The sequence below is a fragment of the Oribacterium sp. WCC10 genome (assembly GCF_900113415.1).
GTDB lineage: Bacteria > Bacillota > Clostridia > Lachnospirales > Lachnospiraceae > Oribacterium.
The window spans coordinates 31,581-55,143 of sequence record NZ_FOPH01000018.1 but is presented as its reverse complement, the minus strand read 5'-3'; the positions used below and the strand labels follow the sequence as shown (position 1 = coordinate 55,143).

The following is a 23,563-nucleotide window of genomic DNA, read 5'->3' as shown; positions in this document are numbered from 1 at the left end:
TTTTAAGACGGTACATACAGAGACAAATTTCCATTTCTTTATAGTAAGGACCATGCTCTGCGGAGCGGTGTGCTTTTTCCTGACCAGATATCCGGAGATAAGGCACTGGCCTCCTGCTATGTTTCTACAGGATATGTCATCAAGAACGCCATTGGATTTTTATTGATGTCCCTTATCATGGGCTCTGTAGTGCTGATTTCGAATATAGAAGAAAAGGTACCCCTGAAGGAAAATCCGATATTGGGATTTATCATCATATTTCTTATGAATATTTCTGTGGGACTTTTTGAGGAACTGGCCTTTAGGGCAGTTATTAACGATGCAATCGTCTATAAGTTTAGGCAAAAGAAATATGTTTTTGTACTGAGTGCAGTGGTCTCATCACTGGTATTCGGAGCTGTACATGTTTTGGGATTTGATCCTACGTCCCCTATTGAATGGGGGCAGGCAATAGCCAAAACGCTGGAATCAGGCATTTTTGGGCTGGCTCTTCTTATACTGTATTGGAAGACAAGAAATATATGGGCCTGCGGCCTGGCTCACGGACTGTTTGATTTTTTTGCAGGTTATACAGAAGGCCTGTTTGTTCCGGTTGGAGATTCGGGTTCATCGTATATTAATACCGGTGAAGATGGCGCGAGGACTCTTATCGCATACTTCGTAATTGCTGCTATAAATGCGATCCTTACATTTATTGTGTGGAAGAAAGTCGGCAAGACTATTGATTTTGAAAAGATCAGACGAGAATGGTAAGGAGAATTGGTTATGGAAAACAAAAAAGTAAGGAAACATTCATTATGTGAAAAAAATGCTGTAATCGCAATGATACTGACAGTTCCTCTGGGTTTATTAACTCAATTGAGCGGTCCGACAAAGGGAGCAGTAAGCGCACTTATAGTTTCCGCACTGTCTTTAGTTCTTTTGATCATTTATAATATGTGGTTCTCGCCTGAATTTGATGGAGTGTTTAAGGCTCATGTTCCGGTAAAAGAGAGATTTATGGTATCCTCTGCGATGGCAATCCTTATTATCGGATGCATAATCATAAATGCTATATTTAGTGGACTTGCTTTCAAACCATCAGTTTCTTTCGTGTGTCTGGCACTAATGGCTGGCATTAGTGAGGAGACCATTTTCAGGGCTATGCTTATTCCTATAGGAATGAGATATCTGAAGGTGAAGAATAGGGCAGTGGCAGCAGTAATTATCTCATCTGTCATCTTCGGACCGCTCCATTTGACAAATATATTCGTAGGAGCAGATCCTGTCATGACTCTGATACAGGCATTCATGGCAACCTGTGGCGGTTTTGTTCTCGCCGGAATATATCTAAGGACAGGCTCAATAATTCCTGGAATGATCGCTCATGCTATATATGATTTTATCAATTTTGTAACAGATTCAACCATCAATGAAGAGGGGATTGTGGTTTCTAGTGGCGGGAATACTGGTATTTCGTACTATGTTCTTATAATAGCGGTTTCGGTGGCACTTTTTGTGGCAGGATGCTACCTGATCAGAAAGACTAAACAGGAAACAATAGAGAATATATGGCAGACCAAGTGGAGCAACTGAATTCAATCGGAGAAGGAAAAATGAGGGAAGGTATATAAAGCATCGGAGGAGATAAGACGAATGGATAACAAGAAAGTTATGGCTGTTCCAAGGATTTGTGCGTATCTTGTGATAGTAGTTTGTATTTTAGGGATTATAGTGGGCTCTATAAAACAAATAGCAAACAAATGGAGGAAAACAATATGTCAAATTTTAAAAAGGTAAATGTAACAGAGGACCCAAGAACAGAACTTCATGACGTGCTTGGATTAACAGGAGCAGAGATAAGTATTAACCATCTTCCTGCGGGAGCAAGTGTTCCTTTTGTACACTCACATAAGAAGAATGAAGAGATCTATATTATCCTTTCCGGAAACGGCAAGGCTTCGATAGATGGAGAAGATGTTGAAATCGCTAAAGGTGATGTAGTTAAGATTTCACCTGAAGGAAAGAGACAGTTTTTTGCAGCTGATGATTCAGAGCTGAGCTATGCTTGTATCCAGGTTAAGGCTGGTTCAATTGAAGGATACACAGCAGATGATGCAGTGGTATACTAAATCAAAAAAACAGAAAAAAATCAAGTTTCAGTTTCCTTTCAGCATCCGGTGATAATATATGACCATCAGATGAGGAACATCTGATACCCTATAAAAGTTTTTTTCATACTACTCTAAAGCCGGCAGCCCCCCCAAATCTGCCGGCAATCCTCTGAAAACCGATGATCAGATAATATGCACTCTATCATCTTTAAATAATAAATCAGCCGGCCGGATCAAAAAGTGATCTAGCCGGTTTTCTTTCGTTATTAATCAATTTACTTATGTCGAGAGTTAGCTAATGTTATGTTCCCCGAAAAGCATTATAATAGAACAATGAAGATAATTGTTACGTACATCCTCAAGGATATCTGCGGAGACTGTAGTTGGTATTATATTTACAGAGAAAAGGAGAAGGACCATGCCATTCATTTCAACAAAAACAAACGTTACGGTAACAAAGGAAAAAGAGAAACAGCTCAAGGAACGCCTTGGACAGGCTATTTCAATCATTCCTGGGAAGAGCGAGAACTGGCTTATGCTGGCAATCGAGGGAGATATTCCTATGTACTTTAGAGGTGATGATTCCAAGCCTACAGCATTCATCGAGGTTAAGATCTATGGCAATGCTTCTTCTGATGTTTACGGTAAGATGACGAAAGAACTGACAGGAATATATGGGGACATCCTTGGTGTGACTCCTGACCACATGTATATCCGTTACTTCGGATCAGATGATTGGGGATGGAATGGGAACAATTTCTGATAAAGTGCTCATTTGCAGCTCATTAAAAGAGGCTGTTTCATGACAACGAAAGGATTGTAGTTATGAATAAAATATCTAGTCACTGAAAAATACCCACAAACCATTGCCTTTTTGAAATGCTAATATGCGCCTAGCGTTTTCCGATATGTTAAAATAGGAGAGAAATCTTGAAGAAGATATTGTTTATGGCAGAAAGTCAAAACATTGAATAGAACTTTTCATGGGGGACGAGGGATTGGATGCATTATTTCATGGTTTCCTTTATTTCTGCCCTGGGTTATGGCTTTGGTGAAACCATAGCCAGGCTTTCAGGCTGGTCGATGTTTATGTGTACGGTGGCGAGCACGGTTCTTGGAATCGTGCTGGAGGAGTTCATCAGCAATATCGTTTTTAGCAAGGCTGTACAGAAAAGCAAGGAAAGAAGGATTGTGACATTTGCCGGCATTTTTCTTTTTTTTTCTAGGGGCTCAGTGGGTTTCTATCCGTTGGATGGGCTTGTCCATGATGGAGTATGTGCATGAGGAGTTTATATACGTCATTATTATTCCTGTTTTTGGCTTCATTTATATTCAATGGAAAAAGGGTCAAAGAACTGGAACTGTTCCCGGGGTCTTTGAGAGCGGGATATAAGCTTTTTATCAATGAAATACTGGTACGGTTGAATAAAGTAAATATAGAGGGGAATATATGGATATCAGTTATCTTTTGTTGTTACAGGATTTCAGAAACGGGGTAGGTTCTGTATTTGAAACCTTTTTTCTGAAGATGAGCTATTTGGGGGAGATGAATGTTGTACTGACGATCATGGCGGCTATATACTGGTGCGTCAGCAAAGAGTACGGTACCTATCTTCTTATGGGATGGAGCGGCAGCCGTGTGGCCAACGGTTTACTGAAGGTGGCGGCCTGTGTTTATCGTCCATGGATCAGGGATCCGCGTGTCGTGCCAAACAATACAGCTTTGTCTGAGGCTACAGGGTATTCCTTTCCAAGCGGACACAGCATGAACGGAGCGGCACTGTACGGCGGCGGAGCTATAAGAAAGGAGTTTAACTCTATACTGCGGGCAGCATTCTTTATCATGATCGTACTTATCGCATTCAGCCGGAACTATCTAGGAGTACATACTCCTCAGGATGTTATTGTAGGGGTATTGGCAGGGATGCTTGTGATGTTGGGGACTCTTAAACTGATGAAATGGTTGGAGACGCACCCCGAAAAGGATATACAGGTTATGTGCTTCGGGATTCTGATAGCCGTAATAGTGGCTGTATTTGCCGCTGTCAAAGAATATCCTGTTGATTATGATGCTGCCGGAAATCTCCTTGTAGATGGTGCAAAAATGGCCGGTGATACTTTTAAGGGCGCCGGCTGGTGCATGGGGTTCCTTGTTGGCTGGGTTCTGGAGAGGAGAATTATCGGCTTTTCCACGGACGTCACTATGATCACAAGGGTTACAAGGCTTATGCCCGGGCTTCTTTTGCATTATGCCATCAGTCTTATCCTCGTACCCATAATTAAACACGGCATTCCGGGGGCGGCAGGAATACTTATTTCCTGCTTTCTGCAGACGTTTTATGTTTCATTCGTTTTTCCGTTTTGCATGAAATATCTGGAAAAGAAGACTGCGCAGTAAAGACGAGAACCGGAATCTATGTCGGAGAAAAGCAAAAGAAAGTGATTCAATATCTGGGGATCCCATATGTGAAACTGCCGGTAGGTGAACTCAGATGGAAGGCTCCCGAACCGCTTCCTTCATCGGAGAATGTATTTGAGGCTGTAAATTTTGGAGCTTCGGCCATACAGGTCGAGCACAGTGGCGTAATCTTAAAACATCACAGGCAGGATGAGCTGGTCCGGCTTGATACGAGAGTCCTGAAGGAGGCGGCGCAAAAGCTTTGGAAGGACTTTTGCGGGCCGGTCTGCGACGGAACAGTGTTTCCCGCTGATCTATACCATGCCTATCGGGAAGGATGTACTTCAGACATTTTTACTTAAATTTATAAACGGAGAGTCCATGCAGCTGTATACTAACGAGATTGCAGGTGTTGATGCGCTTAAATGGAAGGTATTTCCCAGGGATCTTACTGTATCGGACGGAAAGATCATGTGTGATTAATCATACACCAACACCATTGTCGGATTAGAATGTATCTGGAAAAAGACGAATCCAGATATGCAATTTTAAAAATCAGATGCATTAAGTGGGATAGGAAATGCAAAAATGAAGGTACTTGCGGTAGAGGATGAGGTCATCCTGTTAAAACATTTGACTAATCGCATACATGATGCTCTGCCTGAAGCTGAAATTCTGGCTTTTGATAATACTGACGATGTGCTTGATATCTTACCTGAGACAGAAGCTGATATCGCATTTCTTGACATTGCTATCGGTGAAATGAACGGTGTTGACCTGGCTAAACGCATCAAAGCTGTTCATCCCTGCTGTGACATTGTTTTCTGCACGGGTTACAGTGACTATGCCACTCAGGCCTTTGAACTGGGAGCCAGTGATTATCTCATGAAGCCTATTACCAAAGAGAAGATTGAACACGCTCTGTCTCTGCTCCGTCAGACCAACCTTAGCAAGATCACTGAGCAGGGGCTGTATATCCGCTGCTTTGGTGAATTTGAGGTGTTCTATGATGGTGAACCCATCATTTCATTTACAAAACGTTCTAAAGAACTTCTGGCTTATCTTATTGATAAGGCAGGGGCAGTTTGTTCCTCCTCAGATATATGCGACAGCATTTTCCGCGGCAGTGCCGACTCTTATATCAGGGTTGTAAAAAAAGACCTTATCAAGGTTCTTTCAGATATCGGAGAAGAAGATATTCTTATCAAAGGATGGGGAAACCTTGGAATAAACAAATCAAAGGTCAGATGCGATTATTTTGATTATCTTGACGGAAAACCTATGGTTCTAAATCGATATAAAGGTGCATATATGCAACAGTACCCTTGGGCCGAAGCGACACGCTTACGACTTGAAACTTAGAAAACATATGTCAGAATAAAACAAGCCCGAGCCAGCGAACAATCATTGCAGGCTCGGGCTAATAATATTTCTGACTGAATGCGTTATAGGGACGGAGTTAAAGATCCATGAAACAGTAACTCTGTCTCCTGGTCCCATCAATTCTTCGGAATCTTAATCGTCACCTCGGTTCCTTTTCCTGGAACACTTTCTATATCCAGGCTGCCTCCTACCATGTCATGGAGGCGGGACTGGGTATTATTAATGCCCAGGTGAAGCTTTGTGTCGTCGATGGTTTTTTGTACATCAAACCCGGCTCCATCATCTGAAACTGTGATACAGTAAAATGTCTCTGTTTCATAAGAGCGTATCCTTACAGTTCCCCCAGACTTGGTCTTACAGATACCATGCTTAATTGCGTTTTCAACCATGGGCTGTACCGAAAGTGCAGGAACAGGAAAGGCATCACATTCTATATCGTATTCTACCCTTAATTTGTTTGGGAATCGCAGTTCCTCGAGCCAGACATAGGTCTTTATGTGATTCAGTTCTTCTGAGAACGAGATAGGTTTACTCTTATCTGCAAAATTCATATTTTCCCTGAGATACTTAGAGAAGGCATTGGTGGCCTCAGCGGCAAGCTTTGGATCCTCTTCACAAAGGGCCTCTATAACAGCAAGGGAATTATACAAAAAATGTGGCTGCATCTGAGACATCATGGCAGAAACCCTAAGCTGAGTCTGTTCTTTTTTATGTCGCAGAATGTCATTTTCAAGCTCATCATGGGCATTAAAGAAAATAAGATACAGCGGCAGTATTACTGTAAAGCTGACTAACCCCAAGATATAAATCCCCCACTTAAAAAGTTCATGATTTATGGCAATTGTTGAAAAAAGACAGGGGAAAAAAACACAGCAAAAAAATGAGAATTTTTGGTTTCTGCTGAGATTGGATGTAAAGGTGGCTACACATAAAAGCAAGAGGCAGAAACATGATGCAGCAACACTGAAATAATCCTTAATCATATACGAATAACCGCCCTGATCCGTTATGCTGAAAATAACAGGCTTAAACAGATTAATGACGAGTATAAATGTGTAAATGATAACTACTGAAGCTATCAAAACAGTAACGGCATGAGTCACAACAGATTCTCTGATAAATTGTTTCTGATAAAGCCACAGAGTCCAAAAGACCAGCATTACAAAAAAGTAACACAGGGTATAAAGTATTCTGATGGTTTGAGCATGTCTTGGAATTTGATATAAACAGGACACGAGTGTCAGGAAAAAGGTTCCGGCATAAAGATTCAGAAGAAACAGCATGAAATACATCCTGGGTTTTGTGGTTTCTTCTTTTTTTGATGTCAAAATTCCGGCCAACACCGTCATGAAAACAAGACTTATGATACAGATGCTATTGATAATCCATATATAGCTGTCCCGAAAAACATTATGTATTACCGACATTAGGATACAAAACAGTGTCAGGAAACACATGAGCCCGAAACAGATCTTCTGAAAAGTTCCGAATTTCCTACTGTATAAAGAAGTCTGAATATCCAACTATAATCCTCCTGAAATTTGGAAATATAAGCTTGATAAAAAATGATTTCATGTGGAATATATTTTCGCAAAATGAATTTTTACGGTTTTTTAACGTTATTTTCAATATAATAATTTTGTGTGTTAAGTTACATCTATTGTAGCCGACTCACTAAGAAAAATCAGAAAAAAACAACATATTCATAACCTAAAAATATATTTTAAGAAAAAGAGATTTCATTTTTAGAAAGGAGAAGAAATGAGCAACAACCTGTCATCAGAAACTGTAGGTGTGGCACCCGACTATTCCAAGAAAGAATGCTGGTGCAAGCTTCCGGAAATCTCCAAGGATGTTGATACCTTCTACATCTATGCAACTGAATACATCATGGGAAGCTTTGCGGAAGGTGCACCCGATTTTGCCAGCCTTGACAATACCGAGATGCTGCAGGGTGCGGAAGCAGAGTACAATTTACATGCGAGTGCTTACGTGGATTCCACCAACCTGTTCATGCCGTACTACCGCCAGTCCGGCTTAAAGTATGCCGGAGAGATGGCTAGGAAAACCGGAACTGCGGATACAGCTTTTGAAGGCATGCCCATTAACGATATAACTGCGGCCCTGGACTATTATTTTGAAAACTACAACGGTGGTCGTCCGTTCATCATTGCGGGTCACAGCCAGGGATCTGCCATGGTTCTGGTATTGCTTCGTACATACTTTAAGGATCATCCGGAATACTATTCACGCATGGTCGCAGCCTACCCCATCGGCTATTCCGTTACAGACGAATATCTGGCGGCCAACCCGCACCTTAAGTTTGCCTCCGGCGAAACCGACACGGGTGTCATAATCGCATGGAATACCGAGGGCCCAAAGAACCTTGAGACTAATGCTCATAACCTGGTGGTACTGCCTAACACGAGAAGCATTAACCCCCTCAATTGGAAGCTTGATGAAACCTATGCCCCGGCCAGCATGAATCTTGGTTCACTCATGGCAAATGAAGAAACCGGCGAGCCGGAGATCAAAGATGTCGGTGCGGATGCGCAGATCAACCTTGCCCGCGGCGTGGTCATAACAAACGCCAAAGGCGAACCAATGGACGAGGAAACTGCCAAAGCCGCCGCCGAGTTCTTTGGACCGGATGGACGTCATAACGAAGACTATCTGTTCTTCTACAACAACATCAAGGACAACGTGGCAAAACGTGTCGCAGCTTTTAAGGCAAGGAGAATGTAGTTATGAAAACTAACGATGGCTCACAAAAAAATGGAATAGCAACAGCAGCTGATCTCGTGGTTTGTGGAAAGATTTTCACTTCCGAAAACGACAGGATTGTTGAAGCATTTGCCGTAAAGGACGGAAAATATGTTTATGTAGGTGATCGAAAAGGTTCCGAAAAATTTATTAAAGAAGGGCAGACTCAGATTCTGGATCATACCGGAAAGGGTCTCGTTATGCCTTCCTGCGGAAACGGTCACGCACATTATTCCATGGGCTATGCCACACATTCAGTCGGAACTATAGTTGGTGGACATGATGATGTAGATAAGTTTCTCACGAAAATCGTCCCCAATGCAGTAAAAAAAGCAAGAAAAACCGGAGCGACATCCATATTCGGTTTCGGCTGGAGCGTTATGCTCTTCACTGAAAATATGCCAACCCGTCAGCAGCTGGATGACATATGTGATGATATCCCTATTTACTTTGCAGATGAGGAAGGTCACAAGGGTATAGTAAACACTATATGTCTTGTAAATGCCGGCATCATGGATAAAGACGGAAATGTGCTGAAAACCGAAGTCAGGGGAGGCGAGATTGTCATGGGAGACGACGGTACACCTACCGGTTTCTTGAAAGAACAGGCCGGAACCTATGTGCGTTCCTTCCTGGACAATAAGAAACTCTTCCCTGTTGACATTGCAAAAGAAAACATGGCTAAGATTCAGGAACAGATGCTGTCAGAAGGTTACACCATGTATATGGATGGCTGGTCTCCGTATTTCTATAATGATCATTTATATCAGGCCGCCAGGCAGGTGGATGAAGCCGGAGATATGCATATAATATTGGGCTTAAGCTATGAGATCGAGAGCTGGATGAATGTGGACGAGGCTCTTGCCAAGGCTGACGAAGCCCAAAAATACAGGACTACCCACGTACTTCCAAACTGGGTTAAGCTCTTCATGGACGGTACTGTAGAAGGCAGTACAGGCTTTGTGGATCCTTTATATCCTGATGGCCATCAGGGTCTTGCAAACTGGGAAGAAGATGAAGTCACAGACATTACCCGTAAGGCTAATGCAAAAGGCATGGCCATGCACATTCATACCATGGGCAACAAGGCTGTAAATCGTTGTATAAACGCTTTCGTTAATGGTGGAAAAGATGAACTGCGAAATACGATTGTTCACGTGCGTAATGTTAATGATCCGGATTGGCAGAGAATGGCTGACCACAACATTTACTCTACCTCAGGTATGATATGGCATCATTTCCCTACAGGGGCACCTGAAATTCTTAAAACTCTGGTTCCCGCAGGTATGGAGGACAAATCCTACCCCATGAAGTCATACTTTGATTACGGCATTAACGTATCTTTCCATTCTGACTATCCTGCACTTAGCGGGAGTCCTGATGACCCCTTCGGCATCATGGAAATATCAGTTACCGGAGTGATGGATCCGGAAAAAGAGTCCCCCTGGTGGACCGAAGAACTCATAACCCGTGAACAGGCCATAACAGCACTGACCATAAACTGTGCAAAGCAGATGTTTATAGAGGATGAAAGAGGCAGCATCAAGGAAGGTAAATATGCAGACTTCCTCCTCGTTGACAAGGATGTACTGTCATGTCCGGTAAACGAGATACATACTGCAAAGCCTGAAGCAACATACTTCGAAGGGAAAAAAGTTTTTTCAATATAAAAAATGAGCTAATGAGCGTATATGGAAGTCCCTAATGAAGAAGAGTTCACTAAACAAAGAAGGAAAGCAAACATACTCCTGACATATTTTCACGATCCTGCCGGGAGAAGTATTACACAGATGAAAGGATTACGTGTTGAACAGTCAAAAGCATAATAAACGAGAAGAGTTTTATTATAAAAAATCCTATCTGGAACACAGGCTGCAGAAAGATGTGATGGTGGATGGAATCGCCCATATACCCTGCAGGGTTGAGGGAGTTGACGACATCATAAGCAAATTCAGTATTAAAGGATGCGAGTCTCTGGATGGAGAGTTTAAGGATTATCTATTGGAATTTATCGACTGCATTCCGGACGAATATCCTGTTGTATTTGAGATACACGGACCGAAATTTACGGATGAGGAAAAAAACTTAATCATTGAGACCATAGATTCGGATGCAGACTACCTGCTCGGTAAAACAGAATCCGAGAACAGGCATCACAGAAAAGTATTCTGGTGGATGGCAGTGGGAACCATAGGATCGGGGATATTACTTGCCTTGATCAGAAAAATCATATCTGATGATATCCCGATCGAGTTTTTCTATGTGTTATTCTGGCTCTTTGCGGATGCCTTCGTCAGATATATTTTCATAGAAAACTCCGATTATCAAAACGAAAAAATCCGAGCTGGCAGGATTGCCAGTATGAAGGTGGAATTTGTGGAAGACTGATTACCGACAGCAAACAGCAGTAATTGGTATATCATTGAAAAGGAGACCAAAACAATGAGTGACAAGAAAAGGGTTTTTAAGGATCTGGCCATTTTCGAACCGTACGAGTACTTAAACAGCGAAATCACTGGAGACTACGACAAGTCCCATGCCGTGAAATGCGTCAACGGCACCTTCGTTGGAACCGAGAATCACGGAGTAACGTCGTGGCTGGGCATCCCCTATGCGAAGCCGCCCGTGGGCGAGCGACGCTTCAAGGCACCGGAATATGTGGAAGCGAGCGACCGGGTCTTTGAAGCAAGGTACTATGGTAAGGGTGCTTTCGGCTCACTCGGCTATGAGGATTGCATACAGAAGCTAATGTCCGAGGACTGCCTGTACCTTAACATCTGGGTCAACGCCGACGATAAGACCGAAAAGAAGCCTGTTATGGTCTGGATCCATGGCGGTGCGTACGTCGTTGGCTCGGGCTCGCAGATCTCCTACACCGGAGCCAACCTTGTACAGGCGCAAAGTGACATCATCATGGTGAACATCAACTATCGTCTTAATATGTACGGCTTCATGGACTTCTCGTCGGTACCAGGCGGCGAAAACTTCAAGACGGCGCCCTGCAACGGTTTGCTGGATCAGGCAATGGCACTCAGGTGGGTGCATGAGAATATAGCCGCTTTTGGTGGCGATCCCGACAACGTAACCATCTTCGGACAAAGCGCCGGCGGCGGTTCAGTATCCATTCTTCCAGTCATGAAGGAAGCGAACCAGTATTTCCAGAAGGTTATCGCACAGAGCGGCTCCACCGGCCTGGCCTTCCCGGTCAACTGCGAATCCGCCCAGGGCAAGACTAAGGCGCTGCTCGAGTACACCGGCTGCAAGACCATGGACGACATCATGGCGCTGACCGAAGAGGAGCTCCAAAAGGCGTATGTCGATGCGGTCGGAAAGTTCACGTCCTGTCCGTACTATGGAACCGAGGTGCTCCCTGAGGCACCCATCGAGCTGTACCGGAAGGGCTATGCAAAACACATTTCCATCATGGCAGGCAGTACGGCCGACGAGGCCAGGCTGTTCATGGGAGAGGGCGCAATGCTTAGCATGGAAGAGCAAAAGCTATTCGCCCAGCGCGCCGTGGGCGACGCAGTTCCCTACCTGAAGGAAGAGGACAAGAAGTATTACGAGGAGTTCCAGCGTGTCTGCAGGTTCCATGAACCGGGACTTATCGAGACGGAGTTCATAGATGAGCTCATGTTCAGGATTCCGATGCTCCAGCAGCTAGACGTGCAGAGCGCATTCAACAAGACGTTCTGCTACTATTGGTCGTACCCTGGCAGCAATCCAGATATAGGTGCAGCACATTCCGTGGAGCTCATATTCGTGTTCAATCTTCGTGACATCGGGACAAGCAGCGCCTTTAACGGCACAAACATCTCCGATGAGATCTACACGGCGGTTCTGCAGACGTGGACCAATTTCGCACGCTGTGGCAACCCGTCGACCGACCGGATTGAATGGAAGGCATACTCGGCGGATGATCAGAACGTCCTTGATATCGCCGGGCCGGGTGACATACGTATCAAGAAGGATCTTCTTGCCGACCAGTACAAGGCCGCGCTCCCTTTGCTCGGCTACTACCAGTTCATGGACAAGTACTTTACCCCCTGTTACCTTGCAGATATCATCGCCGCACGCAAGTAGAGTTTTTTGACATTTTGACAGCATGACCAAACGAGGAGATGCGTTTTTTATCGAATAGAAAGTAACTTGGTTTTATCATACAAAAGTTCAATAACGAAAGGAAATTGATATGAAAGCAGACAAGATCATCAAGAACGCGAAAATCTTCACATCGGACAAGGACAAGCCACAGGCAACAGCTCTTGTGGTAAAGGACGGCAAATTTGTCTATGTGGGCGATGAATCAGGACTTACGGATTATGAAGGAGATGTTACCGATCTCGGTGGAAAGTTCATCATGCCGGGAATCATTGACAGCCACATGCATATTACAATACCGGTCGGATTCGAGTATGCCGATATGGGAGAACGCATTGAGCCAGATGGCAAACAGGAAGCATTGGACATTATGGCCAAACGCATCAAAGAAAATCCCGGCCAGAAGCGCTACAGATTCCTTCTGGAGAAAAAATTCCTGAAAGGTGAGGATATAGTAAAGGAGGATCTTGATGCGATCTGTCCTGACGCCGAGCTTCAGATCCAGGAAGGAGAGGGACACAGTATCTGGGTGAATTCAAAGATCCTTGAGCGGCATGGTATTACAGATGATACGCCTGACCCCATACCGGGACTTGCTATTTATGTGCGTAAGGACGGACATGTAACCGGAAATTGTATTGAGGGTGCAGCGGAGGTACCGATCATCCTCGACAGCTCTATGGAACTTACCGATGAGCAGGTTGACGCAGCACTTCAACGCTGGATTGATTTTTCAGTCGAATATGGCGTGTGTGCAGTATTTGATGCCGGCCTTCCGGGAGATATGAAGTTCCATGAGAAGGTCTATAAGCGTCTGTGCGAACTGGATAAGCAGGGAAAACTGCCCGTTTATATTGACGGCAGCCTTGTGATTAATGCTGAGCGTGATGCCGAGGAGGGACTTCTGGAGGTGAAGCGCTTCCGGGATGAGTACAATACGGAGCATTTAAAGGTTCATACCATGAAGATCTTCATGGATGGTACCCAGAAGATCCATACCGCAGCTATGGTTACGCCTTATGTGGATGTCCATACGTTTGGAACTACTGCTTTTTCCGCAGAGGGAATCTGCAAGCTTTTGAAGAATCTCAATGAGGCAGGCCTGGATCTTCATCTTCACACGGTGGGAGAGCGTGCTTCACGTACGGTGCTGGATGGTGTGGAGATGGCCAGAAAAGAGATGGGAGACAGCTTAAAGGTGAGAGTAACCTGCGCTCACCTGGAGATTCAGGATGACGCAGATCTTGATCGTTTCGCGAAGCTTGGCGTAATCGCGAATTTCACACCGCACTGGCACGCCGGGGATACTGCTTTCAGTGCTACCTGGCTCGGTGAGGAACGCTCCAGAAAGCAGTTCCGCTGCAAGACAATATGGGACACCGGCGCTCTGGTAGCATGGTCAAGCGACAATATCACTTTCATGGACTTTACGACATGGAATCCATATCTTGGTATGGAAGTCGGCATGACACGTTTAATTACCGAAAAGACCAAGAATTATGAATTCACCAGATTCCCTAAGGTATTCCCTCCTGAAGATGAAAGAATGAACATCGAAGAAATGCTGCTGGGATTTACGATAAATGGAGCAAAACAGCTTGGTATTGAGGATAAAAAGGGTTCCATAACTGCGGGCAAGGATGCAGACTTCCTGGTATTCGACAAAGACCTTCTTACAGCTGAAAAAGAAGGATTCAGCTATAACAAGCCAAAGGAAGTGTATTTTGGCGGAAAGAAAGTAAACTGACGAAAGTAGCATAATTCTGATCTGCTGAATATAAAGAATCATGGGCAGTCTGGCAGGTTTTGGACTGCCCTTCATCATGTACGTAACAGTACTGCAGTAAAATGGCATCAAGGACATTTTATTTGGAGGAAAATAATGAATTCAATTGATTATTCTCAGAATGCCAGCTGGTGCAAGATTCCGGAAATCACAAAGGATATTGACACTTTCTATATCTACTCTACAGTGACCATGAGTGCGAATGAGGGCGACCCCGATTATGCGACACTCGACAATGCTGCAATGCTTCCAAACGGAGTCGCAATCAATCCGCTGAACTGGAAACGTGACGAAACATATGCTCCGGCAAGTGAGAACCTGGGATCTCTTGTGATGGATCCCAAGACAGGTGAGACAGAGATTCGTGACATCGGAGCTGATGCACAGTTGGACACTTCTCGTGGTACGGTTGTAACAAATGCCGCTGCAGTAGCCAACGAAATGGTAGAATTCTCAGGACCGGAGAGCTTCCATCAGGATGACTACTCGATCTTTTACAACAACATAAAGGACAACGTAGCTAAACGTATCAAGTCATATAAAGGTCTTTTATAAATTAACATCTCAAATATTCAAGGAGGCAGGTAACCTCGGTCTGCTTGACCAGCTCGAGGCCTTCAGATGGGTACAGAAAAATATCGCAGGGTTCGGCGGAGATCCTGATAACGTGACGATTTTCGGCGAATCTGCAGGATCGGCAAGCGTCACATTCTTCCCGCTCATCGATGGAAGCGAAGGACTTTTCAGGAGATGCATTGCACAGAGCGCCAACATCGCCTACTGCGACACCATGGAGCATGGCATCCACGTCACTCAGAACTTCCTGACCGCAACGGGCTGCCAGACCATGGACGAGCTGATGGAACTTACCACCGAGCAGCTTGTAGAAGCCTATCAGAAAGCAGCTGTCATTGACAAGAACTGCCTTCTCGGAACTGCCAACTTCCCGCTCCTGGACGGCATCACGCTGCCTGAGGATAGAGCCGTCATGTACGAGATGTGGGGAGACGAGAAGAGGGCAAAGCTCGACCTGGTGATCGGGTCTACCCTTGACGAAATCAGATACTTCGTTCCATCCGAGGGCGGTGAAGAAGACTTCGCGAATACGCTTAGGTGGATCGCAAAGAGGGATCGTGCGATGCTTAACAATCAGGAGAAGGTCATGTATGACGAGTTTATGGCCACGCTCGCAAACGAAAGTGAGTTGAAAAGATTGGAGCAATATTGCAATGATATCAATTTCCGCGCCGGTAACACCAATATGGCCATCAGGCACTCTGCCGACGGAGGAAACACCTACATGTATTTTATGAAGAGTCCGGTAACAACCAAGGAGCTTGGTGTGATACACGCGGCTGAGCTACCGTACCTGTTTGATACTCCCCTGGAGGACCCGATGGGAAGCGGAAAGATCGTCAGCAACGAGGATTGCGAGTTCCGTCACGTAATAAAGGAGATGTGGACCAACTTTGCCCGCACAGGAAACCCCTCAACTAACAAATACGAGTGGAATAAGTTCTCGGGGGATGACCGCCAGACAATGGTCTTCGACGATGCCATCGGCATGCAAAAAAATCTGTTTGGAAGACGTGAGGACCTGATGATGTCCTGGGCAGAGCGCCTTGGAAACGGTTCGTCCAAGAGGGTCTGCTAATCGCGGCTTATAGCCTGCAAGGCATAGTTTAGAGCATATTCTTGATCTGATGAACATAAAATGTGGATCATGTTTCTGTAATAATGAAAAATAGACTACAGATAATGAAAGGAGCAGAAAATGGAATGGGAAGCAAGCTTGATTAAATGGCTGCAGACAAGCTTAAGCAGTGCAGCGGACTTTGCGAAGTGTTTTGATTTTTTTGGAGCTGAGACAGGATTGCTGTTACTTATATTGATCGTGATGTTCTGTTGGAAAAAGGAAGCCGGACAGAAGCTGGCACTTATTGTATCCTGCGTGAATCTGTGGCTTCCTATGATTAAGTCTGTCGTCTTAAGACCTAGGCCTTATATGGAGTATCCTGACAGTGTGAAACCCTTGGCATTGTCAGATAAGGGTGCGGCAGCCATGGACGTGGCGGCGCAGGGATATTCTTTCCCCAGCATGCATAGCGCATCTGTACCGGCAGTGTACTTTTGGCTGGCAAATGAGGCTAAAAAGAACTGGCTTTGGATCGCAGCCGGAGTCTTGACTATACTGGTAGGCGTTTCAAGGGTTGTGGCAGGCATGCACTATCCGACAGATGTGCTTGTAGGATGGGTACTGGGGTTTGTGGTGATTGGAGTGTTTATGCTGCTTGATCGTTACGTACATAAGGAGTGGCTATATTATATGATACTTCTGATACCAGCGCTTCCGGGATTATTCTATGTGCGCACTACCGATTACTTTACTGCTCTTGGATGCCTGATCGGTGCCACCGCGGCATTCCCTTTTGAACGTAAATATGTAAATTTTGAGAATACACGGAAGATCCCTGCGATGCTCCTGCGCGTGTTCGGTGCCATATTAATATATGTTGTGGTAAATTCGCTTTTAAAACTTCCTTTTGACAAGCAATTTCTTGCAGGCATAAGCCTTGCTGCCTTTTTGATCAGGACCGCAAGGTATGCGGTCATCATGTTCCTGATCTTTGGCGTATACCCGATGGTGTTTCCCCGATTTGAGCATATAATGAAAACAAAGGAATCTACTTGATTAAAGGGTTAGGAATATTGGGGTATAAGACATGAAAAAAACACAGAGGTCTTCAAGATGAATGTATATGATTTTGACGGAACGATTTTCTATTCAGACTGTTCTATAGGTTTTGCAATCTGATGTATGATGAGGCATCCTAAGCTGTGGTTTACTATTTTACCCGGTATGATCGAAATTTAAGATATTAAATGCCTGAGTAAATGCAATTTCGAAAATCAGATGCATCAAGTGTATAATCACTCCGAAAGGAACTGCAAAAATGAAGGTACTTGCTGTAGAGGATGAGGTCATCCTGTTAAAACATTTGACTAATCGCATACATGATGCCCAGCTCGAGGCTCTCAGATGGGTACAGAAAAATATCGCAGGATTCGGCGGAGATCCTGATAACGTGACGATTTTTGGCAAATCCGCAGGATCGGCTAGCGTCACGTTCCTCCCACTTATCAGTATGTCTGACGCTATCAGTGTTTCTACTGCTTATATTGACATTTTTTATACCTAAAGGATCATGAGATCACGGATTCATTTATCAGAACATTTTACATACGATAAACTGCTGAGATTTACGTTGCCATCCATTGTGATGAATATATTTGCATCTTTGTACATCATTGCAGATGGATACTTTGTCGCCAATTTTGTAGGTAAAACAGAATTTGCTGCTGTCAACCTGATCATGCCGGTTTTGAATATCCTGGGTGAAACAGGTTATATGTTTGGTGTAGGAGGCAGTGCACTGATTGCAAAGACGCTGGGGGAAAAGAAGCAAGTATAAAGAACATACTTCATATCACAGACGAACAGGTTGAAGAAATCTATAAGGATTTCTTTTTCAGATTGCCTGAATATATGCAGGATGCTCTGACAAGTGATTACAAAGTGGCGTAATTGTATTTTTATAGTCTGGAATATAGAGTTTTCAAGGTACGATGCCCACTATTTATGTGGGAAGTTTAAGTGATTTAATTTATTCAACTCCGTATAATGTACAAGAGGTGATGTAACCGTCCTCATCAACAGAGTTCACGTACATGAAATTAAAGTAATGTCCGCTATCCAGGAATTCATCCATAGAGATTGATGAATTGCTGTTAGGATCAGGGTGAACCATGCAATCAGATGCAAACCTGGCTGTAGTCTTTACACTGCATTCAAAATCTGCGAATAATCCCGGATCACTTCCTTCGTGATATACAATCAAGGAAACATCTGAAGAATAGTCATCTCCGTTATCTTCTATAGAGTCTATCCAGGCGACGCAAATATCTTTGAAGTCATAGTGATCCACATCTGAGGAATAAACATATTTTCCGGTAGAATAATCCATTCTGACTGAATAGTTTGTTGGTAAAGAAACATTCTTAACAGCTGAATGACGTGTTGTAGTCTTACTTAATGCATATACATATGTGTGAGTGTAATCTGTTGCAGCACCGTTGCCGTTAATATTTACCTGCAGATGATCTCCAATATCATCCATTGTTATTGAGGTAGACTGTGACATGATTCCGCTGGCATCAAAATGGTATAATTCTGCATTGTTATCGTGGTTCTCGTCCAGCCAGAGCCAGGTATTCTTGGCAAAGTTTCCGTCATCTGTCATATAGAACCACTTTCCACCATAGGATATCCACTGTCCGGCAAGAGATGTCACTGCCATGGAACAGATCATACTTACTGTTGCGATTAGGATTTTTATTTTTCTCTTCATAAGCCCCCTCCAAAAAATCGTTTTCTTTTCTAAGGATACTACGGTAGTGCTTAAAGGGGCAGTTAAATATCGGTATATGTGATGTGTGATAGCTCAAACGCCCATTGAGACGTTAAACAACGAAATGGCTAGACATACTCCGGCTACATGAAAAAGCAGCTCAATTGCGCCGAGCACAATGAATTTACGGGATTTTGCAGAACCTTCCTTTGTTGCTATCACCGCAAAGATTGTTCCGGCAAGGGACATCATAAGACATGGCAATGGTGAGAGAAACATACCTGCCAGGCCTACAAGCGCAAAGAGGGAATAGAATACACCTTTATTTGTTGGTGTCTCCAGCATGAATGCGATCAACAGGCACAGTACTATAATGAAGAAAATAGCGATTGGTATAAGAAGCAGGATTTTTGCAATAGTATGGTTTTTGTTGTTCATAATAAGACTCCGGGAAAATGTTTTTTTCTTTACTTAATTATATAGGAAATGAAGATTCTGTGCAGAGAAAAGTAGGTGATCATTTTTATCTTGCTCCAAATCAATCGTGAGCGGCAAATACTTTTGATGTTCAAAGCTTATTAGGGACGCCAAAGATTATATATTCCTGCATATAAAAAAGGAAGTTGAGGTTTTCATCATCAACTTCCTTTAGATTATCATATATATTCAATTTAAATCCCCGTGAAGAGGTACAACACCTATGCTTTTAAGCGCTTTATGCAACAGGTTTTCCATTTCATCTTTTGAAAGTGGTTCGTTACAGGAGAGATCCATATCTTTAATGTAGAATCTTGTTTTCTTCTCGGATTTATCTTCACTGATCATCTTTATATCAGCTTCATAGTGCTCACACCAGCCGTATATTGAGTATAAGCCGTATTCTGAGTTCATGCTGCAACCGCAATAATTGCCTTTGTAATCATACATGTTGTAAATACACGTATCACATTTCCTTACATTATCCATAATATTGCCTACGTACTTCTCGATGCGTTTACCTTTCTTTCCCATAGGTGCTCAAATCTGAGGTATAGTAGCAAAGAGAAGTATCGTAAACCACTTAATTATTATGATATATATGTAAAAATACGTATAAATTACTCATAGGTTCAGTGTTTGAAAAATAATGCATTATAAATGACAGAGCTTTTCACACGCACATCATAAGATTCTGATTCAATACATCTCTGTATATTTATGAAGAGTAGCCCTTACAGCCCCTTTTCCGGCAGTAAGTTCAGTGAAATAGTTCATAACTCTTTCTGCAAGTCCTGCTTCAACCAGATCAACACCAAATACAGAAGTGTTTCTGAGAAGTCCCTCGAGTTTGGTGTAGTCAGGTTTTTCACCGGGCTTAATGTCTGAAACATATCTCTGTGCAGACTGAAGTAATGGATCCGGACTCGGATCAAATGCATTTCCCTCGTCATCAATGGCCATAAGGTAACGGAGCCATCCCGCCTGAACAAGAGGAATGAGGTGGAGATCGTTGACATCAAGTGTGGCAGATGACTGATATGCCTTTATGGTTTCACCGAAACGTATGGACAGCTTTTGCGATGTATCAGTTGCTATACGCTGTGGTGTGTCCGGCATGAACGGATTAGGAATACGTACATTCAGAACAGTATCTATGAAATCACGCGGCTTAATGATACCAGGATCGGTAACGACAGGAAGACCCTCTTTGTATCCGATGATTTCAACAAGCTTTCTGAGGTCATTATCCTGCATCTCCTTGTAGATTTTGTCAAAACCTAAAAGACATCCGAAAACCGCCAGACTGGTATGCAGTGGATTGAGGCAGGTGCAGACCTTCATGTGCTCCACTTTATCAACAGTTTCACGGGTGGTGAAATAAATTCCGGCGTTTTCAAGAGAAGGACGACCGTTTGGGAAGTCATCCTCTATAACCAGATACTCCCGTTCCTCTGCATTGACAAACGGCGTATCTTCATCCAGACCATCTTTCTTAAGCATTTCAGCCACAGATGCGTCAGGCCCGGGAGTGATTTTGTCAATCATTGACCATGGAAAGCTTACGGATTTTTCGAGCCATTCGTTGAAATCGGAATCATACCATTTGCTTGCGAAACACTGTATAACCTCTTTGAGTTTGTCACCATTGTGAGAGCAGTTATCCATGCTGACCATGGCGAGAGGAGTGCTGTTTGCTTTGTAACGTGCATAAAGCATGGATGTCAGCTTGCCCATATAGCTCTTTGCCTCATCCGGTGTTCCTGAAAGATCTGAAGCGATATCAGGAAGAAGACTTCCCTTGGGATCATAAAGTGCATAGCCTTTTTCGGTTATAGTAAAGGATACCATCTGAAGTGACGGCTTTGTAAATATCTCTGTCAGTCTTTCTTCATTACCGTAAAGATACAGTTTTTCGGCAATGGAGCCGATGACTGTTTTTTCCACGCTGCCATCAACTTTAAGTGTGACCTTGATGGTCAGATTATCGTTTTTCTCGGGATTTTTCTCGCGACGATCGGCTGTGATGATGCCGGTATCAGTGAGTCCTTCATCAAGAAGTTTCTGGCATGCAGCGGCCTGGAACGCCTTAAAGATATTACCTGCGCCGAAATGCAGCCATGTGGGATTAGCCAAGGTTTTTGTCACCATTCTGTCAATGTCATAGACCGGCAGAATGTACCCGTTTTTTTCAAATGTTTCTCTGTTTCTTATGGTATCCTTTGATAATTTCATGATTCTAATACTCCGTTTTTGAATTATCATTTAATCTTTCGAGAACACATAATAGCATACTGGTATACATTTATGTAAGCGTTTACGCGAAAATTCTATGTCTATGTTTTAACGTTTATTTATTATCAATTCCGGTATACATTTTAAATCTGAAATATTAAAGACGATTCTTAACTTTTGTCGTGGCATGATGCCTTATAATGCCTGGATTTTTATGCCATATTTTGTGAGTCATTCCTTTGAACCGTATGATAGAATGATGATTGACAGAGAACTGAGGAAACACGTTAATCAGAGTTTCCCTTATCACGATAGTGTTTGTGTTGGCTCTAATCAGTGAGTGGCAAATTATTTTCACACTCACGTCATAACTTGATACATGCACAATAAACATTATATATACGGCTTCGCTTATCTTAATCGGGTGACATACATGAAAAGAAAGAATCTATTTCTCATTGCCAATGTATTGATCATGTTTCTGATCTTCGTTGTATTTTACGGGATTCAGACTAACGAACTTTCCTATTACAGGGAGATGGCATTCAGGCAGGCACAAAATGATGTAACTCTTACAGCTATAGATATCAATTCACAAATCACCAATATGTCTACGGAACAGCGGGTTTCCGCCCAGATGATGGCTAATGATATTTTCCTGAAAAAATGGTGTGAAACCGAAACAGAAGATGCATCTTCCGGACATACAGACATTCTCTATAAGTATCTTTCCGAATATAAGGAAAAGTATGGTTATGATGTTGTATTTTTCGTATCAAATAAAACATACAATTACTACTATGATGGTGGCTTGAATAAGGTTATTTCTCCCAAAGATGATTTTGATTTATGGTATTTCAATTTTTTAAATCTGAATCAGGAATATGATATACAGATTGATCATGATGAGGTTAATGATTTTTCCGTGAGTCTCTTCGTTAACTGTCTTGTTAAGGATGATGATGGGAAGATACTTGGCGTTGTCGGGTCAGGCCGTCTCATTAATGGTTTCAGGGATTCGCTTGCTGATCTTACGAATACGTTTGATGTTGATATAGCTGTTGTAAATATTGGTAATGCTCATAATTCGTTTAAGAGCAGCAGCGGTTCCTATATGACTGTTGACGATGCTTCAAAGAGTCTTGGTTTAAGTAAAGATGAGATTGTACAGGATGTATCTGAAGACGGAATAACATGGAGTAAGGATAATAATTGTTATTCTTTGAGAAACAATGAAGATCTTAACTGGAATATTATCGTACGTAAAGATACTTCAACCATTATTCAGAAATTACTTGAACAGACTTATCAACGCACTGCATTTATCGTCGGAATTATGATCATATATATGATCGCAAGTTTTACATTTCTGTACAAACTGAGACAGATAAGTGAAATTAAAGAAAATACAGATGATGTAACGGGACTTATTAACAAGAAGTTATTCACAGAGGATTATGAGAAGCTGAGCAAATCATTTTTTACTAAAACTCCATCATCACTTTTTGTTTTGGACATCGATGATTTCAAGTTATTTAATGACTCTTACGGGCACTTGTATGGAAATACTGTTCTTCATCTTATGGCGGATGAATTGAGCGCAACTCTGGGAAAAGAAGGTAAGGTATGCAGATGGGGTGGTGATGAATTTATCGGAGTGGTATTCCATGATTCCGTCGAAGCGTATGAAATACTTAACAGAGCACAGGAGAGTCTCAAGAGTAAAGATGTAAAACATCAGGTGACATTCAGCTGCGGAATTGCTGATATTGGTTCCCGTGAAAGTCTGAAAAGTGTTTTTGACAGAGCGGATACAGCTCTTTATAAAGCGAAAGAAAATGGTAAAGCGCAAAGCGTAGTTTATGCACAAGTTTAAACATACACAAACATTTGGATGTTCTGATTTTTTTAGTTGATA

Annotated in this window: 25 protein-coding genes and 1 pseudogene; 21 read left to right on the top strand and 5 right to left on the bottom strand. The window is 43.0% G+C overall.

The features are described 5' to 3' along the window. Positions 1-69: 69 nt before the first annotated feature. From BM294_RS12420 to BM294_RS12385, 9 genes are all read left to right on the top strand, one after another. Positions 70-753 carry a CPBP family intramembrane glutamic endopeptidase gene (locus tag BM294_RS12420; protein ID WP_139225887.1) on the top strand — a complete coding sequence of 228 codons (684 nt, stop codon included), beginning with the start codon at positions 70-72 and terminating at the stop codon, positions 751-753. 12 nt (positions 754-765) lie between these two features. Next, on the top strand, positions 766-1,575 hold the full coding sequence (locus tag BM294_RS12415; protein WP_091208832.1) for a CPBP family intramembrane glutamic endopeptidase: 810 nt from the start codon (positions 766-768) through the stop codon (positions 1,573-1,575). Between the two features lie 60 nt (positions 1,576-1,635). After that, entirely contained in the window at positions 1,636-1,779 is a 144-nt protein-coding gene (locus tag BM294_RS16000) for a hypothetical protein (protein ID WP_175494674.1), read from the top strand. Then, positions 1,758-2,111 (top strand): cupin domain-containing protein, encoded by a 354-nt coding sequence (locus BM294_RS12410; protein WP_091208830.1) that lies wholly within the window; start codon positions 1,758-1,760, stop codon positions 2,109-2,111. The genes BM294_RS16000 and BM294_RS12410 overlap by 22 nt, the downstream gene beginning before the upstream one ends. A 400-nt stretch (positions 2,112-2,511) precedes the next feature. Further along, positions 2,512-2,856 (top strand): phenylpyruvate tautomerase MIF-related protein, encoded by a 345-nt coding sequence (locus BM294_RS12405; protein ID WP_091208827.1) that lies wholly within the window; start codon positions 2,512-2,514, stop codon positions 2,854-2,856. A 239-nt stretch (positions 2,857-3,095) separates the two neighbouring features. Next, positions 3,096-3,377 (top strand): hypothetical protein, encoded by a 282-nt coding sequence (locus tag BM294_RS12400; RefSeq protein ID WP_091208824.1) that lies wholly within the window; start codon positions 3,096-3,098, stop codon positions 3,375-3,377. Positions 3,378-3,543: 166 nt separating this feature from the next. Beyond that, positions 3,544-4,491, top strand: a complete 948-nt coding sequence (locus BM294_RS12395) for a phosphatase PAP2 family protein (RefSeq protein WP_091208822.1) — start codon at positions 3,544-3,546, stop codon at positions 4,489-4,491. 41 nt (positions 4,492-4,532) lie between these two features. Further along, positions 4,533-4,853, top strand: a complete 321-nt coding sequence (locus BM294_RS12390; protein WP_242944529.1) for a carboxylesterase family protein — start codon at positions 4,533-4,535, stop codon at positions 4,851-4,853. A 226-nt stretch (positions 4,854-5,079) separates the two neighbouring features. After that, positions 5,080-5,853, top strand: a complete 774-nt coding sequence (locus BM294_RS12385; RefSeq protein WP_091208817.1) for a response regulator — start codon at positions 5,080-5,082, stop codon at positions 5,851-5,853. Between the two features lie 137 nt (positions 5,854-5,990). Here BM294_RS12385 and BM294_RS15995 read toward each other — a convergent pair whose 3' ends face one another. Continuing rightward, on the bottom strand, positions 5,991-6,674 hold the full coding sequence (locus BM294_RS15995) for a sensor histidine kinase (RefSeq protein WP_175494673.1): 684 nt from the start codon (positions 6,672-6,674) through the stop codon (positions 5,991-5,993). A 34-nt stretch (positions 6,675-6,708) separates the two neighbouring features. Here BM294_RS15995 and BM294_RS15990 point away from each other — a divergent pair, with 34 nt between their 5' ends. The 11 genes and pseudogenes from BM294_RS15990 to BM294_RS12330 all read left to right on the top strand — a co-directional run. Further along, positions 6,709-6,846, top strand: coding sequence for a hypothetical protein (locus tag BM294_RS15990; RefSeq protein ID WP_175494672.1), 138 nt, complete (start codon positions 6,709-6,711; stop codon positions 6,844-6,846). 789 nt (positions 6,847-7,635) lie between these two features. Further along, on the top strand, positions 7,636-8,619 hold the full coding sequence (locus BM294_RS12375) for a DUF3089 domain-containing protein (protein ID WP_091208810.1): 984 nt from the start codon (positions 7,636-7,638) through the stop codon (positions 8,617-8,619). Positions 8,620-8,621: 2 nt separating this feature from the next. Then, entirely contained in the window at positions 8,622-10,307 is a 1,686-nt protein-coding gene (locus tag BM294_RS12370) for an amidohydrolase (RefSeq protein WP_091208807.1), read from the top strand. Positions 10,308-10,443: 136 nt separating this feature from the next. Continuing rightward, complete coding sequence (locus BM294_RS12365) at positions 10,444-11,025, top strand: hypothetical protein (protein WP_139225886.1); 582 nt, start codon at positions 10,444-10,446, stop codon at positions 11,023-11,025. A gap of 54 nt (positions 11,026-11,079) precedes the next feature. Beyond that, positions 11,080-12,720: a carboxylesterase/lipase family protein gene (locus tag BM294_RS12360; protein ID WP_091208800.1), complete on the top strand. Its 1,641-nt coding sequence runs from the start codon at positions 11,080-11,082 to the stop codon at positions 12,718-12,720. 109 nt (positions 12,721-12,829) lie between these two features. Next, positions 12,830-14,485, top strand: coding sequence for an amidohydrolase (locus BM294_RS12355; protein ID WP_091208797.1), 1,656 nt, complete (start codon positions 12,830-12,832; stop codon positions 14,483-14,485). 135 nt (positions 14,486-14,620) lie between these two features. After that, positions 14,621-15,079 carry a hypothetical protein gene (locus tag BM294_RS12350; RefSeq protein WP_091208794.1) on the top strand — a complete coding sequence of 153 codons (459 nt, stop codon included), beginning with the start codon at positions 14,621-14,623 and terminating at the stop codon, positions 15,077-15,079. After that, complete coding sequence (locus BM294_RS12345; protein WP_091208791.1) at positions 15,063-16,178, top strand: carboxylesterase family protein; 1,116 nt, start codon at positions 15,063-15,065, stop codon at positions 16,176-16,178. Before BM294_RS12350 ends, BM294_RS12345 begins: the two co-directional genes overlap by 17 nt. Positions 16,179-16,298: 120 nt before the next feature. Then, entirely contained in the window at positions 16,299-17,216 is a 918-nt protein-coding gene (locus tag BM294_RS12340) for a phosphatase PAP2 family protein (RefSeq protein ID WP_091208788.1), read from the top strand. Positions 17,217-17,478: 262 nt separating this feature from the next. Then, entirely contained in the window at positions 17,479-17,724 is a 246-nt protein-coding gene (locus BM294_RS16475; protein ID WP_207648059.1) for a carboxylesterase family protein, read from the top strand. A gap of 6 nt (positions 17,725-17,730) precedes the next feature. Then, a pseudogene (locus tag BM294_RS12330) lies at positions 17,731-17,991 on the top strand (MATE family efflux transporter); the annotation flags it as partial. A 198-nt stretch (positions 17,992-18,189) separates the two neighbouring features. On the opposite strand, the gene BM294_RS12325 reads toward BM294_RS12330, so the two are convergent. The 4 genes from BM294_RS12325 to BM294_RS12310 all read right to left on the bottom strand — a co-directional run bounded on the left by BM294_RS12325 (position 18,190) and on the right by BM294_RS12310 (position 21,645). After that, on the bottom strand, positions 18,190-18,933 hold the full coding sequence (locus BM294_RS12325) for a hypothetical protein (RefSeq protein ID WP_091208782.1): 744 nt from the start codon (positions 18,931-18,933) through the stop codon (positions 18,190-18,192). Positions 18,934-19,026: 93 nt separating this feature from the next. Next, positions 19,027-19,371, bottom strand: a complete 345-nt coding sequence (locus BM294_RS12320; RefSeq protein WP_091208780.1) for a hypothetical protein — start codon at positions 19,369-19,371, stop codon at positions 19,027-19,029. 228 nt (positions 19,372-19,599) lie between these two features. After that, a complete protein-coding gene (locus tag BM294_RS12315; protein ID WP_091208777.1) occupies positions 19,600-19,944 on the bottom strand; it encodes a hypothetical protein in 345 nt (114 codons plus the stop codon). A 165-nt stretch (positions 19,945-20,109) separates the two neighbouring features. Further along, positions 20,110-21,645 (bottom strand): mannitol dehydrogenase family protein, encoded by a 1,536-nt coding sequence (locus BM294_RS12310; RefSeq protein ID WP_091208775.1) that lies wholly within the window; start codon positions 21,643-21,645, stop codon positions 20,110-20,112. Positions 21,646-22,078: 433 nt separating this feature from the next. On the opposite strand from BM294_RS12310, the gene BM294_RS12305 reads away from it, so the two are divergent. Next, positions 22,079-23,521 carry a sensor domain-containing diguanylate cyclase gene (locus BM294_RS12305; RefSeq protein ID WP_175494671.1) on the top strand — a complete coding sequence of 481 codons (1,443 nt, stop codon included), beginning with the start codon at positions 22,079-22,081 and terminating at the stop codon, positions 23,519-23,521. The last annotated feature ends 42 nt before the right edge of the window (positions 23,522-23,563 follow it).